The sequence below is a fragment of the Methylococcus capsulatus str. Texas = ATCC 19069 genome (assembly GCF_000424685.1).
Taxonomy (GTDB): domain Bacteria; phylum Pseudomonadota; class Gammaproteobacteria; order Methylococcales; family Methylococcaceae; genus Methylococcus; species Methylococcus capsulatus.
The window spans coordinates 199,982-213,060 of sequence record NZ_AUKJ01000018.1; the positions used below are offsets into that span (position 1 = coordinate 199,982).

13 protein-coding genes and 1 riboswitch are annotated in these 13,079 nt (G+C 64.6%); of the genes, 9 read left to right on the plus strand and 4 right to left on the minus strand.

Annotation, left to right across the window (positions count from 1 at the left end):
* Nucleotides 1-13: 13 nt before the first annotated feature.
* Nucleotides 14-271: a twin transmembrane helix small protein gene (locus H156_RS15905; protein ID WP_017365987.1), complete on the minus strand. Its 258-nt coding sequence runs from the start codon at nucleotides 269-271 to the stop codon at nucleotides 14-16.
* Nucleotides 272-319: 48 nt separating this feature from the next.
* Here H156_RS15905 and H156_RS0107070 point away from each other — a divergent pair, with 48 nt between their 5' ends.
* The 6 genes from H156_RS0107070 (at nucleotide 320) to rpoH (ending at nucleotide 6,333) form a co-directional block, all read left to right on the plus strand.
* On the plus strand, nucleotides 320-1,060 hold the full coding sequence (locus tag H156_RS0107070) for an SURF1 family protein (RefSeq protein ID WP_238536895.1): 741 nt from the start codon (nucleotides 320-322) through the stop codon (nucleotides 1,058-1,060).
* A 6-nt stretch (nucleotides 1,061-1,066) separates the two neighbouring features.
* The gene (locus H156_RS0107075) at nucleotides 1,067-1,687 is read left to right on the plus strand and encodes an SCO family protein (RefSeq protein WP_154656678.1); all 621 of its coding nucleotides are present in this window, start codon (nucleotides 1,067-1,069) and stop codon (nucleotides 1,685-1,687) included.
* A gap of 33 nt (nucleotides 1,688-1,720) precedes the next feature.
* Nucleotides 1,721-3,709, plus strand: coding sequence for a signal recognition particle-docking protein FtsY (ftsY, locus tag H156_RS0107080; protein WP_036246195.1), 1,989 nt, complete (start codon nucleotides 1,721-1,723; stop codon nucleotides 3,707-3,709).
* 4 nt (nucleotides 3,710-3,713) lie between these two features.
* On the plus strand, nucleotides 3,714-4,376 hold the full coding sequence (gene ftsE, locus H156_RS0107085; protein ID WP_010959504.1) for a cell division ATP-binding protein FtsE: 663 nt from the start codon (nucleotides 3,714-3,716) through the stop codon (nucleotides 4,374-4,376).
* Complete coding sequence (gene ftsX, locus H156_RS0107090) at nucleotides 4,373-5,371, plus strand: permease-like cell division protein FtsX (protein ID WP_017365990.1); 999 nt, start codon at nucleotides 4,373-4,375, stop codon at nucleotides 5,369-5,371. The genes ftsE and ftsX overlap by 4 nt, the downstream gene beginning before the upstream one ends.
* Before the next feature lie 101 nt (nucleotides 5,372-5,472).
* Entirely contained in the window at nucleotides 5,473-6,333 is an 861-nt protein-coding gene (gene rpoH / locus H156_RS0107095) for an RNA polymerase sigma factor RpoH (protein ID WP_010959506.1), read from the plus strand.
* Between the two features lie 49 nt (nucleotides 6,334-6,382).
* Here rpoH and metF read toward each other — a convergent pair whose 3' ends face one another.
* The 3 genes from metF to metK form a co-directional block, all read right to left on the minus strand.
* Nucleotides 6,383-7,240 carry a methylenetetrahydrofolate reductase [NAD(P)H] gene (gene metF, locus H156_RS0107100; protein ID WP_026046028.1) on the minus strand — a complete coding sequence of 286 codons (858 nt, stop codon included), beginning with the start codon at nucleotides 7,238-7,240 and terminating at the stop codon, nucleotides 6,383-6,385.
* A gap of 164 nt (nucleotides 7,241-7,404) precedes the next feature.
* Nucleotides 7,405-8,820, minus strand: coding sequence for an adenosylhomocysteinase (gene ahcY / locus H156_RS0107105; RefSeq protein WP_017365992.1), 1,416 nt, complete (start codon nucleotides 8,818-8,820; stop codon nucleotides 7,405-7,407).
* A 70-nt stretch (nucleotides 8,821-8,890) separates the two neighbouring features.
* Nucleotides 8,891-8,973: riboswitch (S-adenosyl-L-homocysteine riboswitch) on the minus strand.
* Between the two features lie 44 nt (nucleotides 8,974-9,017).
* Nucleotides 9,018-10,187, minus strand: a complete 1,170-nt coding sequence (gene metK, locus H156_RS0107110) for a methionine adenosyltransferase (RefSeq protein WP_026046029.1) — start codon at nucleotides 10,185-10,187, stop codon at nucleotides 9,018-9,020.
* A gap of 252 nt (nucleotides 10,188-10,439) precedes the next feature.
* Here metK and H156_RS0107115 point away from each other — a divergent pair, with 252 nt between their 5' ends.
* From H156_RS0107115 to cax, 3 genes are all read left to right on the plus strand, one after another.
* Nucleotides 10,440-11,174, plus strand: a complete 735-nt coding sequence (locus H156_RS0107115) for a glycosyltransferase (protein ID WP_026046030.1) — start codon at nucleotides 10,440-10,442, stop codon at nucleotides 11,172-11,174.
* 82 nt (nucleotides 11,175-11,256) lie between these two features.
* Complete coding sequence (locus tag H156_RS0107120; RefSeq protein ID WP_017365994.1) at nucleotides 11,257-11,841, plus strand: YbhB/YbcL family Raf kinase inhibitor-like protein; 585 nt, start codon at nucleotides 11,257-11,259, stop codon at nucleotides 11,839-11,841.
* Nucleotides 11,842-11,985: 144 nt separating this feature from the next.
* Nucleotides 11,986-13,068 carry a calcium/proton exchanger gene (gene cax / locus H156_RS0107125; protein ID WP_010959512.1) on the plus strand — a complete coding sequence of 361 codons (1,083 nt, stop codon included), beginning with the start codon at nucleotides 11,986-11,988 and terminating at the stop codon, nucleotides 13,066-13,068.
* The last annotated feature ends 11 nt before the right edge of the window (nucleotides 13,069-13,079 follow it).

Consider the following 13,079-nt stretch of genomic DNA (forward strand, 5'->3'; position numbering starts at 1 on the left):
GTTCCGGCTTTGCTCAGCGTGGATTGGCCGCGGCCGGTGCGGGGGTTTGGGCCGGCGCGTTGGGCCGCAGTCCGTGCGGACGGAGAAAGCCCAGTGCGTACCCCAGCAGCAGCGCCAGGAACAGCGCGATCGACAGCCCGATGCGCACGGTCAGGGCGCGCACGGTTCTGGGTGAACGACGGTCGCCGTCCTTGACCAGATAGAACAAGGCGGAACCCAGGCTGGCGACGATCACGACCAGTACCAGCACGATGAGGACTTTAGGCAGCATGTTCGGATTCCTGGACGTCGGGTGCGGCGCACCCGCCACGGTTGGGAAATGAGGCATTATAGCTTCAAACCCGCGGGGGTTGCGGTCGTCGGGATCGCGCTGGCATTGCCTCTGTTCTGCTTGCTCGGAGCCTGGCAGCTCAACCGGGCCGCCGAGAAGCGGGCGCTGCTGGCGCAGCTGGCCAGCCAGTCGGTCGAACCGCCGCTGCGGCTCGATTCTCCCGCCGGACAGGCCGGGCCGCCACGCTATCGGCGGGTGGCGCTGAAGGGAGAATACGATGCCGGGCATCAGTTCCTGCTGGACAACCAGATTCACGACGGCAAGGCCGGTTATCACGTGCTCACTCCGCTCCGGCTCGCGGGTTCGGACCTGGGGGTGCTGGTCAATCGGGGCTGGATCCCCGCAGGAGCCGACCGCCGGCGGCTGCCCGAGCTACCGATCCGGACGCTCGCCGTCGAGCTCACCGGCATGGTGGAGCGTTTCCCGGCCGTGGGTTGGAAGCTGAAGGGGGCGGAAATCCCGGCGCCAGGCTGGCCGGCGATGGTGCAGGTCGTGGAGCGTCAGGCGCTGGAGCGGCGCCTCGGCTACCGTCTGCTGCCTTATCAGGTGCTGCTGGACCAAGGGGAGGCCGAAGGTTTCGTCCGCGACTGGAAGCCAGCCAACGTCGATCCGGATCAGAGCACGGGCTATGCCATCCAGTGGTTTTCCTTCGCCGCCATCGCCCTGGGGCTGTTTCTCCGCCATGGATTCAGGATGGGCGCAGCGCAGGATCCAGACCTTTCTCGATGATTTTTCTTGAACCCTCTCACAGCCATGGCACTCACTCCGACCCAGCGGCGAAACCAGCGTACCATCATCATCATCGCCCTGATCTGCATCGTGCCGTTCGCCGCGGCCTGGTATTTCGCCCGCCATCCGCAGTGGGTGATGGGCGACCTGGGTAACGTCGGGCACCTCATCACTCCCGCCATACCGCTGGACTACGGCGAACTGCTCGCGGCTCCGGTCACGTCTTCCGAATCGATGGCGCAGCTCAGGGGGCGCTGGATCGTCCTGAGCGTCGCCGATGGCCCTTGTGCCGAAGTCTGTCGGCAGAACCTGTACAAGACCCGGCAGATGCGGCTGATGTTGAACAAGGAAATTCCCCGGGTGCGCCGTCTCCTCCTCTTGACGGATCCGGGGGCGGCGGATGCGCTGGCCGACTGGCTGCGGCAGGACGAATTCCTGGCCGTGGCCGGTCTTGCGCCCGCCCTGAGGGAGAAGCTGGAAAAGGCGGTCGGCGGACCGCTGCAGCCGGGGCAGATTCTCCTGCTCGATCCGCTCGGCAACCTGATGATGTATTACGATGCGGACTTCGATCCCTATGGCGTGCTGAAAGATCTCAAGCACCTGCTCCGCGCTTCCCAGATCGGCTGACGCTGGATGGCCTATAACTTTAGAACAACAACCATGTTCAGAAAGCTCACTTTTCTCGGTCTGATCCTCCTGTTCGGCGCGCTGCTGATCGGCGCTTTCCTCCGTATCGCCGACGCCGGCCTCGGCTGCCCGGCCTGGCCCGGCTGTTACGGCGCACCCGTCGCCGACGAGCAGTCCGCCGCGATGATGGCCGCGGTCGGCGGCAAGGCGCTGAAGTGGCTGTGGCTGGGCTGGGTTCACCGGTATCTCGGCGGGGCTTTCGGCATACTGGCGTTGGTCCTGATGGCCATGATTGGGTGGCTGCCGGCGCACCGCGGGAGGGCTGCGTTGCTGGCGGCTGCGCTGCTGCTCCTGGCGGCGGGGCAGGCCGGGCTGGGCCTGTGGGGGCACTATGCCGCGCCGATGCCGCTGGTTTCCGCCGCACACCTGTTCACCGGATTTCTGACCCTCGGCTGCGCCTACTGGCTGTATCTGGCTGTCAAGGCGGAGGTGGACGAGAGGGCGGTGCGGGGAGCACCGGGTTTGCGTTTTCTGGCGCGTCTGGGGCTGGCGCTGCTGTTGGCCGAGATCGCCCTGGGTGGCTGGACCGAGGCCCAGCGCGCCGGCCTCGCCTGCCCGGATTTTCCTACCTGCCTGGGGCAGCCCTGGCCGGAGCTGGATTGGCGGCGTGCCTTCACGCTCTGGCCGAACGTCGCCGCCGACTACGCGGGAGGGGTGCTGCCGGTCGAGGCGCGGGCGGCCATCCATTTCGCGCACCGGCTCGGTGCCGTGGCGGTGTTCCTGGTGTTGAGCCTGTTGGCCATGGGGGCCAGTTCCAACCGCAATGCGGCCCCCATCAGCAAGCCGGCAGTGCTGCTGAGCTTCCTGCTGTTGCTCCAGGTCGGGCTCGGGGTGCTGAGTGTCCTGCTGCGACTGCCGGTGGCGGTCGCCGTCGCGCACCAGGCGGTGGCCGCGCTGCTGCTGCTCAACGTGGTGCACATCAATGTCTACCTGCGCCGGCGCCTGCCCGAAGCCGCCGCCGTTCCCGCAGAGGTGCCGGTGCGCCCGCCGGCTGCCGCGGTACCGCCGCCGCCAGCGCCGGAAAACCTGTTCGAGCGTTTGCGCGGACAGCTCGGCAAGACCCGCAGCAGCCTCACCGGTCTGCTTTCAGCCCTTGGGCGGGGGCGTATCGATCGTGCGTTGCTGGACGAGATCGAAGAGCAGCTGCTGATGGCCGACGTCGGCGTCCCTGTCACGCGAGAAATCATCGCCGATCTGGGTTCGGACCTGGACCGGCAGGAGCCGCCAGACGGCCGGGCGCTGCGTGACCGTCTGCGCGGCCGCCTGCTCGACATCGTCCGCCCCTGCAGCGTACCGCTGGTCATCCCGCCGGAGGTCCGGCCTTTCGTCATCCTGGTGGTGGGGGTCAACGGCGTGGGCAAGACCACGACCATCGGCAAACTCGCCAAACGGCTGCAGAACGAGGGCCACAGCGTCATGCTGGCCGCTGGGGACACTTTCCGCGCCGCCGCGGTCGAGCAGCTCCAGACCTGGGGCGAACGCAACAAGATCGCGGTGATCGCCCAGCACAGCGGAGCCGATTCGGCTTCGGTGATCTACGACGCCGTGGAGGCCGCCAGGGCGCGCGGGGTCGACATCCTGATCGCCGACACCGCGGGGCGTCTGCACACCAAGTCGAACCTGATGGAAGAGCTGAGCAAGATCAAGCGCATCATCGGCCGTCTCGACGAGACCGCGCCGCACGAGGTGCTGTTGGTGCTGGATGCCGGCACGGGCCAGAATGCCCTGTCCCAGGCCAGGCTGTTCAACGAGGCGGTCGGCCTGACGGGGCTGGTGTTGACCAAACTGGACGGCACCGCCAAGGGGGGGGTGATTTTCGCCCTGGCGCGCCAGTTCGGCATTCCCATCCGCTTCATCGGCATCGGGGAGGGTATCGACGATCTGCGCGACTTCGACGCCGTCCAGTTCATCGATGCCTTGTTCGCCGAGGAAGAGACGAGCGGGACCACCCGCCTGCATTGAGGCCGTGCTGGAATTCAAAGAGGTCTACAAGCGTTATCCCGAGTTTGGTGAAGCCCTGCACGACGTCAGCTTCCACATCGGGCGCGGCGAACGGGTGTTCCTCACCGGCCATTCGGGAGCCGGCAAGAGCACCCTGCTCAAGCTGGTCGCCGTGATCGAGCGGGCCACGCGTGGCCAGATCGTGCTGGACGGCCGGAACATCACCCGTGCCTCCAACCGGGAGATTCCCTATATCCGGCGCAAGCTCGGCCTGATCTTCCAGGATTACAAGCTGCTGTACGACCGTTCGGTGTTCGACAACGTGGCTTTGCCGCTGGTCATCGCCGGTTTCAATCCGGGTGAGGTCAGCCGCCGGGTGCGTGCGGCGCTCGGCAAGGTGGGCCTTTTGTCCAAAGAGAAGCGGCTGCCGCAGACCCTGTCCGGGGGCGAGCAGCAGCGCGTCGGCATCGCCCGGGCGATCGTCCACAAGCCGGACTTCATTCTGGCCGACGAGCCGACCGGCAACCTCGATCCGGAGGCGGCGCGGGAGGTCATGGACATCTTCCGCGATTTCAACGATCTCGGCGTGACCTTGCTCATCGCCAGCCATGACGAGCAGTTGATCTCACGGTGTGGTGGGCGGGTCCTGCGCCTTCAGCGCGGAAGTCTGTCGGAGGTGGGCGCATGAAACGGCAGCGCAGGCGTGCTCAGCGGTGGGGCGGCACGTCTGCGGCCCGGCGGCACAGCGGTCCGAGTCCGGTCGACCGGCTGCAGAGCTACTTGGTTTCGCACCTGCATACCGCCAAGGAGGCGCTGCGGCGGATGCGGCGCACGCCTTTCGCCATGGCACTCACACTCTTGGTCATCGCCGCCACGCTGGCGCTGCCCACCAGTTTCCACGTACTGGTGAAAAACCTCCGCATGGTCGGCGGAGACCTGGAAGCGACCAACGAGATTTCGCTTTACCTCAAGCCGGATCTGTCCAACGACGCCGGGCGCAGGCTGGCGGAGCGGTTGAAAAATCATGCGCAGATCGCCGAGACGCGGCTCGTCACCAAGGAGGCCGGCATCGAGCAACTGAAGACCTATAGCGGCTTCGGCGAAGCCTTGTCGGCGCTGAATTTCAACCCGCTGCCGGTGGTGATCGGCATACGGCCGAAGGACTCGCTGACCCAGCCCGAACAGGTCGAACGCCTCGTGGCCGAACTCAAAGCCCTGCCCGAAGTCGATCTGGTGCAGAGCGACATCCAGTGGATGCACCGGCTCCATGCCCTGCTCCAGGTCGCCGAGCGCAGTTTCGGCGTCCTCGGGGCGCTGCTGGCGGCCGCGGTGGTGTTCATCATCGGTAACACGATCCGTCTGGAACTTTACGGCCGCCGCGAGGAAATCGTCGTGCAGAAGCTGCTGGGCGCGACCGACCGGTTCATCCGGCGGCCGTTTCTCTATACCGGTTTCTGGTACGGTTTCCTCGGCAGCCTCGGCGCCTGGATCGTCGTCGGCGTCATGCTGCTGATCGTGCGGGCTCCCATCCGCCAACTCAACGTCCTCTATGGTAGCGACTTTACCCTGGCCTTTCTCGGTTTCCAGGAGACCATGGCGCTGGTCGGCATCGCCTGTTTCCTCGGGGTGGCCGGGGCCTTTGCGGTGCTCATCCAGCATCTGCGGGACGTGCGCCCCGAGTGAGTGGCAGGGCCGAGGGCTTGCCGAAGCCAGGAACTTGCGCTAGTTTTGGCACTCAAAAGGGACGAGTGCTAAAACCCATCACCACCATAACAGGGCATTCCATGACTTACGAATTGACTCTCCCGACCCATTTGCCGCTGGGGTCCATCGACGATTATTTCGCCGCGGTGAACCGTCTGCCGCGGCTGGATGCCGATGAGGAACGGGAACTGGCGATCCGTTTCCGTGACGAGCAGGATCTGGAGGCTGCCCGGCGCTTGGTGTTGGCGAATCTGCGTTTCGTGGCCTACATCGCGCGGGGTTACCTCGGCTACGGGCTGCCTCTGGCGGATCTGATCCAGGAGGGCAACATCGGTTTGATGAAAGCCGTCAAGCGCTACGACCCGGATGTCGGCGTGCGGCTGGTCTCGTTCGCCGTGCACTGGATCCGCGCCGAGATCCATGAATTCATCATCCAGAACTGGCGCATCGTGAAGATTGCGACCACCAAAGCCCAGCGCAAGCTGTTTTTCAATTTGCGCAAGATGAAGAATCGCCTGGGCTGGCTCACTCCCGAGGAAGCCGCGGCGGTGGCAGCCGAGCTGGGCGTGGACGTCGAAGACGTCTACAAGATGGAGAACCGGCTGAACAACCCGGATATGGCGCTTGAGGCGCATGGCGAGGACGACGGCGACGACCGCGAGAGTCATGCGCCCATCCATTATCTCCAGCAGGAAGGAGGCGACCCGGCGCTGCTCATCGAGCACAGCGAATGGGAAAACCGCCAGCAGGAAAAACTGCAGGAAGCCATCGGCCAGCTCGACGAACGCAGCCGTGACATCGTGGCCAGCCGCTGGCTCAGCGAAGACAAGCTCACACTCCACGATCTGGCGGCGCGCTACAACGTCTCGGCCGAGCGTATCCGCCAGCTCGAGAGCAGCGCGATGAAGAAACTGCGGAACGCTCTCGCCGACGCCGCTTAGCTGGCCAAGGCGGACACCGCGCCGGCCGGCGGTGTCCGCCCGTCCTTCATCAGGCCGGTTCCAACCCCAGCGCTTTCCAGACTTCGAGGCAGGCTTCGGCCCGATTCAGCGTGTAAAAGTGCAGGCCGGGAGCTCCTTGTTCCAGCAGCCGCCGGCACAGTTCCGTCACTACCTCCAGGCCGAAGGCACGGATCGCTTTGCGATCGTCGCCGAAGGCTTCCAGCCGCTTGCGGATCCAGCGCGGAATGTCGGCGCCGCACAGGTCCGAAAACCGCACCAGTTGGGAATGGTTGGTGATCGGCATGATGCCTGGCACGATTGGAATGTCGATGCCGAGTCGTTCGCAGTCGTCGACGAACCGGAAATAGGCTTCCGGGTTGTAGAAATACTGGGTGATGGCGCTGTCGGCGCCGGCATCCACTTTGCGCTTGAAATTCTTCAGGTCGCTCTCGGCGCTGGCCGCCTGTGGGTGAACTTCGGGGTAGCACGCTACCTCGATGTGGAAATGGCTCCCTGTTTCGGAGCGGATGAATTCCACCAGTTCGTTGGCGTGGCGGAATTCGCCGGCCGACAGCATGCCGGACGGCATGTCTCCACGCAGCGCCACGATGTGGCGGATTCCGTGCGAGCGGTAGGCTTCGAGGATTTCGCGGATGCTCCGGCGGGTGGAGGCGATGCAGGACAGGTGGGGAGCGCACTCGATGCCGGTGGTCTGCTGAATCTCCAACGCCGTTTCGAAAGTCTTCTCGCGCGTCGAGCCGCCTGCGCCGAAGGTCACGGAGCAGAAGCGCGGCTTGAGCGGCGCGAGCTTGGTCAGCGTGCGTCGCAGGTTCTCCGTCGCCTCTTCGGTTTTCGGCGGAAAGAATTCGAAGCTGAATTCCCGCGGATATTTCAACTGAGTCTTCATTGCACTCCCCATCGCCCCAGTCCTCTCGCAGAGGATGAGGAACGTCGCTGTGGCCTTCGTGTCGAGGAAAACGAAATCCTGCACGAGGCAGGCCGTCGGATTGAGCAGGCTCGAAAGGCCCGCCTCCGGAGCCGGGGGGGTCCGGAGACAAGGCCATTGCTTCGTCAGTAGCGGTAGTGGTCCGGCTTGTAGGGGCCCTCCTTGGGCACGCCGATGTAGGCGGCCTGCTCGTCGGACAGTTCGGTAAGCCGGGCGCCGATCTTCTTCAGGTGCAGGCGGGCCACCTTCTCGTCCAGATGCTTGGGCAGCACGTAGACCTTGTTTTCGTACTTGGCGCCGTGGCAGAACAGCTCGATCTGGGCCAGGGTCTGGTTGGTGAAGCTGTTGGACATCACGAAGGACGGGTGCCCCGTGGCGCATCCCAGGTTCACCAGCCGGCCTTCCGCCAGCAGGATGATGCGGCGACCGTTGGGGAGGACGATGTGGTCCACCTGGGGCTTGATGTTCTCCCAGGTGTATCGCCTCATCGCGGCGACTTCGATTTCCGAGTCGAAGTGGCCGATGTTGCAGACGATGGCCTGGTCCTTCATCTTCACCATGTGGTCGTGGGTGATGACGCCCACGTTGCCGGTGGCGGTGACGAAGATGTCGGCCTTGTCGCAGGCCTCGTCCATGGTCACTACGCGGTAGCCTTCCATGGCGGCCTGCAGGGCGCAGATGGGATCGATCTCGGTGATCCACACGGTGGCGCCGAGGCCGCGCAGGGACTGGGCGCAGCCCTTGCCCACGTCGCCGTAGCCCAGCACCACGGCGATCTTGCCGGCGATCATCACGTCGGTGGCGCGCTTGATGCCGTCCACCAGGGATTCGCGGCAGCCGTAGAGGTTGTCGAACTTGCTCTTGGTCACCGAGTCGTTGACGTTGATGGCCGGGAACGGCAGGCGTCCCTTGGCCTGCATTTCATACAGGCGGTGCACGCCGGTGGTGGTTTCCTCGGTGACCCCCTTGATGCCTGCCTGGATCCTGGAGTACCAGCCCGGTTTGGCTGCCAGCCTCTTCCTGATGGCCGCGAACAGCACCTCCTCCTCCTCGCAGGTCGGGTTGGCGAGGAGGGATGCGTCCTTCTCGGCCCGGGCGCCCAGGGTCACCAGCAGGGTGGCGTCGCCGCCGTCGTCCAGGATCATGTTGGGACCGACATCGCCCGGCCATTCCAGGATGCGGTGGGTGTACTCCCAGTAGTCCTCCAGGCTCTCGCCCTTGTAGGCGAACACCGGGATGCCGTCGGCGGCGATGGCGGCGGCGGCGTGGTCCTGGGTGGAGAAGATGTTGCAGGATGCCCAGCGCACTTCGGCACCGAGGGCCACCAAGGTCTCGATCAGCACCGCGGTCTGGATGGTCATGTGGAGGCTCCCGGCGATGCGGGCGCCCTTGAGCGGCTGAGCGGCCCGGTATTCCTCGCGGATCGCCATGAGGCCCGGCATTTCGGTCTCGGCGATGGCGATTTCCTTGCGGCCCCAGCCGGCCAGGGAGAGATCGGCGACCTTGTAGTCGTCGAATGCGGCGTTTGCTACAGCGTTCATGAATACCTCTTTGTCGGGTCTCCACCGGGGCGAGACTCTGATTACCCGTCGGCAGCCGCGGCCGGTGGAGATAAACAGAGCGCCGTTGGAAAACCGATTGTCCCCGCCGAGCCTGGCGGCCCTCGACGGGCCGTCGCAGCGCTCCTCGGCGCGGACAATGCCGCCGGAAACCGGCGGCTCAAATCTCTGGATCTGAATCAGGCGATCGGCAGGCCGGCCGCTTCGCGCAGCAGGTCGGCTTTGTCCGTCCGTTCCCAGGTGAAAGTGCCTTCGGTACGGCCGAAGTGGCCGTAGGCGGCGGTCGGGCGGTAGATCGGCCGCAGCAGGTCCAGCATGGTGATCAGACCCTTCGGACGCAGGTCGAAGTGCTCGCGCACCAGTTTGACCAGCGTCTCCTCGGCGATCCTGCCGGTGCCGAAGGTCTCGATGCTGATCGAAGTCGGCTCGGCCACGCCGATGGCGTAAGACACCTGGATCTCGCAGCGCTCGGCCAGACCGGCGGCCACGATGTTCTTGGCGACGTAGCGGCCCATGTAGGCGGCGGAACGGTCGACCTTGGACGGGTCCTTCCCGCTGAAGGCGCCGCCGCCGTGGCGGGCCATGCCGCCATAGGTGTCGACGATGATCTTGCGTCCGGTCAGTCCGCAGTCGCCCACGGGGCCGCCGATGACGAAGCTGCCGGTCGGATTGATGAAATACTTGGTGTCCTTGTGCAGCCACTCCCGCGGCAGGACATGGTAGATGATTTCTTCCATCACCGCTTCGCGGATGTCCTTCTGCGCCACGTCTGGCGCATGCTGGGTCGAGAGCACCACGGCATCGACCGCCACCGGCTTGCCGTCCTCGTAGCGGAAAGTGACCTGGCTCTTGGCATCCGGGCGCAGCCAGGGCAACACCTTGTGTTTGCGGACTTCGGCCTGGCGCTGCACCAGACGGTGGGCATAGGTGATCGGTGCCGGCATCAGCACGTCGGTCTCGTTGGTGGCGTAGCCGAACATCAGACCTTGGTCGCCCGCTCCCTGTTCGTGGTCGTCGAATTCGTCCACACCCATGGCGATGTCGGGCGACTGCTTGCCGATGGCGGTCAGGACGGCGCAGCTCTGCCAATCGAAGCCGATTTCGGGGTTGTCGTAGCCGATCTCGTGCACGACCTTGCGCACCAGTTCCTCGGTGTCCACCCAGGCGGAGGTGGTGACTTCGCCGGCGAGCACGACCATGCCGGTCTTCACGAGGGTTTCCACGGCCACGCGGGCCTTGGGATCCTGTGCCAGGATCGCATCCAGCACCGCATCGGAAACCTGGTCCGCGATCTTGTCGGGGTGACCTTCGGAGACGGACTCCGAAGTGAAGATGAAAGAGTTGCTCACGTTTTGATGCTTCCTACGGTTGAACGGCATGATCGCTCCCCTCATGCCAGCCCTCTCCCGCTTTGTGGGAGAAGGGGACGAAGAGACGCCTCGCGTTTTCTTGCGTTAAGCTGGAGGCGCATTATAGGCCAGGGGACCGGGCAGACAAAGCCCGCCGCCGAAGTCGGCCGTCTCGTAACATCGCTGTGTTATCCAACGGGATTTTAGTTCTTTTCGTGATTTTGGAAACAAACCATACCAAGAGGGCGAACCATGAATCTGGAATCCATCACCGTCGTTCTTCCCACCCGCAACGAGGCCGGCAATATCGGGGCGTTTCTGGCGTCGCTGCCCCAAGCGGTGCACTTGATCGTCGTCGACGCCAGCGAGGACGAGACGCCGGACATCATCCAGCGGGAGCGTCCCGCCCGGACGCAGGTGCTGCGGCGCAGGAGCACGATCACACAGGCGCGGCAACTGGGTGCGGAGGTGGCCCTCACCGACTGGCTGCTGTTCACCGATGCCGACATCGTGTTTCCGGATGGATATTTCGAGGCGCTGGAGAGAGTGATGGACGCGGCCGTGGTCTATGGACCCAAACTGTCGCGTGACCGTTTCGCCGCGTATTACCGCTGGTTCGGCTATGGACAGCAATGTTCACACTGGCTGGGGATTCCGGCGGCCACCGGGTCCAACCTGTTGGTCCGGAAGGATGCGCTGATGGCGGTCGGCGGATTCGATCCGGCGCTGGTGTGCAACGAAGACTCGGAGCTGGTCTGGCGGATCAAGCGGGCGGGCTACCGGATCCGGTTCGAACCTTCGCTTCCGGTCTATGCGCGGGATCACCGCCGGCTGGACAGCGGACTTTGGCGCAAGACCTGTCATTCGGTGTTCCGCTGCGCGCTGCTGTATTGGGATCTGATACCGGCCCGCTGGCGCGGGGCGGACTGGGGCTACTGGTCGCCGCAACGGAGCGGAAGGGCGCCGGGTATCTCGCGGGTGGAATGAGCGACGGCGCCAGTCGTCTTGAACCCGCCGATCCTGGAGTGGGAAGATCGACTTTGGAAGTCCTGGTTACGGGAGAGGGGTGATGAAACGTTTCGACTGGAACTTCGTTTTCCGTGGCGGGGTGCTCGCGATGCTTTTGCATCTTCCGCCGGTGTGGATCGCAAATGCCGCCGAAGCGGCAGGGGGAGGAACGGCCATGGCTTTGATCATCACTTCGGAGGCGTTCCCGCCAAACGGCGAGATACCGCGAAAATACACCTGCGACGGCGGTGATGTTTCGCCGCCTCTCACCTGGTCGGGGTTGCCGCCTGGCACTCGCAGTCTGGCGCTCATCGTCGACGACCCCGACGCCCCGGATCCCAGGGCTCCCCGCATGACGTGGGTTCACTGGGTGCTGTACAACCTGCCTCCCGAGGCGCCGGGTTTGCCCGAGGCGGTCCAGGCGCTGCCCGCCGGTACGCTGCAGGGGTTGAACGACTGGAAGCGCACGGGCTATGGCGGCCCCTGCCCGCCGATCGGCCGCCACCGCTATTTCCACAAACTCTATGCCCTCGACACCGTGTTGCCCGATCTGCACCGGCCAGACAAGGCGAAACTCGAACAGGCCATGACCGGGCATGTGCTCGGCCAGGCCGAGCTGATCGGGATTTACCAGCGTGCCCGCTGATTTTCGCCACCTGCGGCTGCATTCCCCCGCTCTCTACTGCCAGCGGTGTCCTTGCGGCAAGCCCGCCGTTTTGTGGGATCATTGGGCGTCGAGCGCCAGGTCCAAAGACGGGCGGATTGTTCTAGAAGGTCGAAGCTGGAAGGTATGCGAGTCGGGAAATTCGAAGTCGATCACATGGCGTTGCTGCTGGTTTTCGTGCCGGTCAGCATCGTGCTGGAGTGGGTTCATGCGGACCCGGTATGGATTTTCGCTGCGTCCGCGCTGGCGATCGTCCCGCTGGCGGGCCAGATGGGGAAGGCCACCGAATATCTCGCCGAACACCTTGGCTCGGGGCTGGGTGGGCTGCTCAATGCCTCGTTCGGCAATGCGGCTGAGCTGATCATCGGCTTCTTCGCGCTGCGGGCGGGTCTGATCGACGTGGTCAAGGCCTCGATCACCGGATCGATCATCGGCAACATCCTGCTGGTGCTGGGTGCCAGCGTGGTGGTCGGCGGGCTGAAGCACGAAACCCAGTATTTCAACCGTACGGCCGCCGGCCTGGGCGTCACCCTGGCCGCGCTCAGCGCGATCGCTCTGGTGGTGCCCGCGATCTTCCACTTGGTCGTCCAGGGGCACCCGGAGCCTCATGAACGGGAACTGAGCCTGGAAATCGCCCTGGTGCTGTTCGTCACCTACATCCTCAGCCTGGTGTTCACCCTGCGCACCCACCGTCATTTGTACGTCGGCGAGTCATCGGAGGAAACCGACGAGGCGCTCGGGGTGGGTGCCTGGAGCATGCGCAAGTCGTTGCTGATTCTGCTGGTGGCCACTGCGCTCGTCGCCTGGATGAGCGAACTGCTGGTGGGGGCGGTGGAGCACGCGGCGCACGACCTCGGAATGACCAACGTCTTCATCGGCGTGATCCTCGTCGCCATCGTCGGCAATGCGGCCGAGCACAGCACGGCGGTGATGATGGCGGCCAAGAACCACATGGACCTGGCCATGAACATCGCCATCGGCTCCAGCATCCAGATCGCCCTGTTCGTCGCCCCGCTCCTGGTGTTCGCCGGCCATGTAATGGGGCAGCCCATGGATCTGGTGTTTTCCACCTTCGAAGTCGTCGCGGTCGCGATCGCCGTCGCTGCGGTGGTCCTGATCGCGATGGACGGTGAGTCGAACTGGATGGAGGGAGTCAACTTGCTGGCGGTCTATGTCATCCTCGCCATTGCTTTCTATTTTCTTCCGTAGGGCTGAGTTAC

Bases quoted from the DNA above. Each gene is read 5' to 3' on its own strand.
- cax (WP_010959512.1), top strand. From the start codon at position 11,986: ATGCGAGTCGGGAAATTCGAAGTCGATCACATGGCGTTGCTGCTGGTT.
- H156_RS15905 (WP_017365987.1), bottom strand. From the start codon at position 271: ATGCTGCCTAAAGTCCTCATCGTGCTGGTACTGGTCGTGATCGTCGCC.
- H156_RS0107120 (WP_017365994.1), top strand. From the start codon at position 11,257: ATGAAACGTTTCGACTGGAACTTCGTTTTCCGTGGCGGGGTGCTCGCG.
- metF (WP_026046028.1), bottom strand. From the start codon at position 7,240: ATGAAGACTCAGTTGAAATATCCGCGGGAATTCAGCTTCGAATTCTTT.
- ftsY (WP_036246195.1), top strand. From the start codon at position 1,721: ATGTTCAGAAAGCTCACTTTTCTCGGTCTGATCCTCCTGTTCGGCGCG.
- H156_RS0107070 (WP_238536895.1), top strand. From the start codon at position 320: ATGAGGCATTATAGCTTCAAACCCGCGGGGGTTGCGGTCGTCGGGATC.
- rpoH (WP_010959506.1), top strand. From the start codon at position 5,473: ATGACTTACGAATTGACTCTCCCGACCCATTTGCCGCTGGGGTCCATC.
- ftsX (WP_017365990.1), top strand. From the start codon at position 4,373: ATGAAACGGCAGCGCAGGCGTGCTCAGCGGTGGGGCGGCACGTCTGCG.
- ahcY (WP_017365992.1), bottom strand. From the start codon at position 8,820: ATGAACGCTGTAGCAAACGCCGCATTCGACGACTACAAGGTCGCCGAT.
- H156_RS0107115 (WP_026046030.1), top strand. From the start codon at position 10,440: ATGAATCTGGAATCCATCACCGTCGTTCTTCCCACCCGCAACGAGGCC.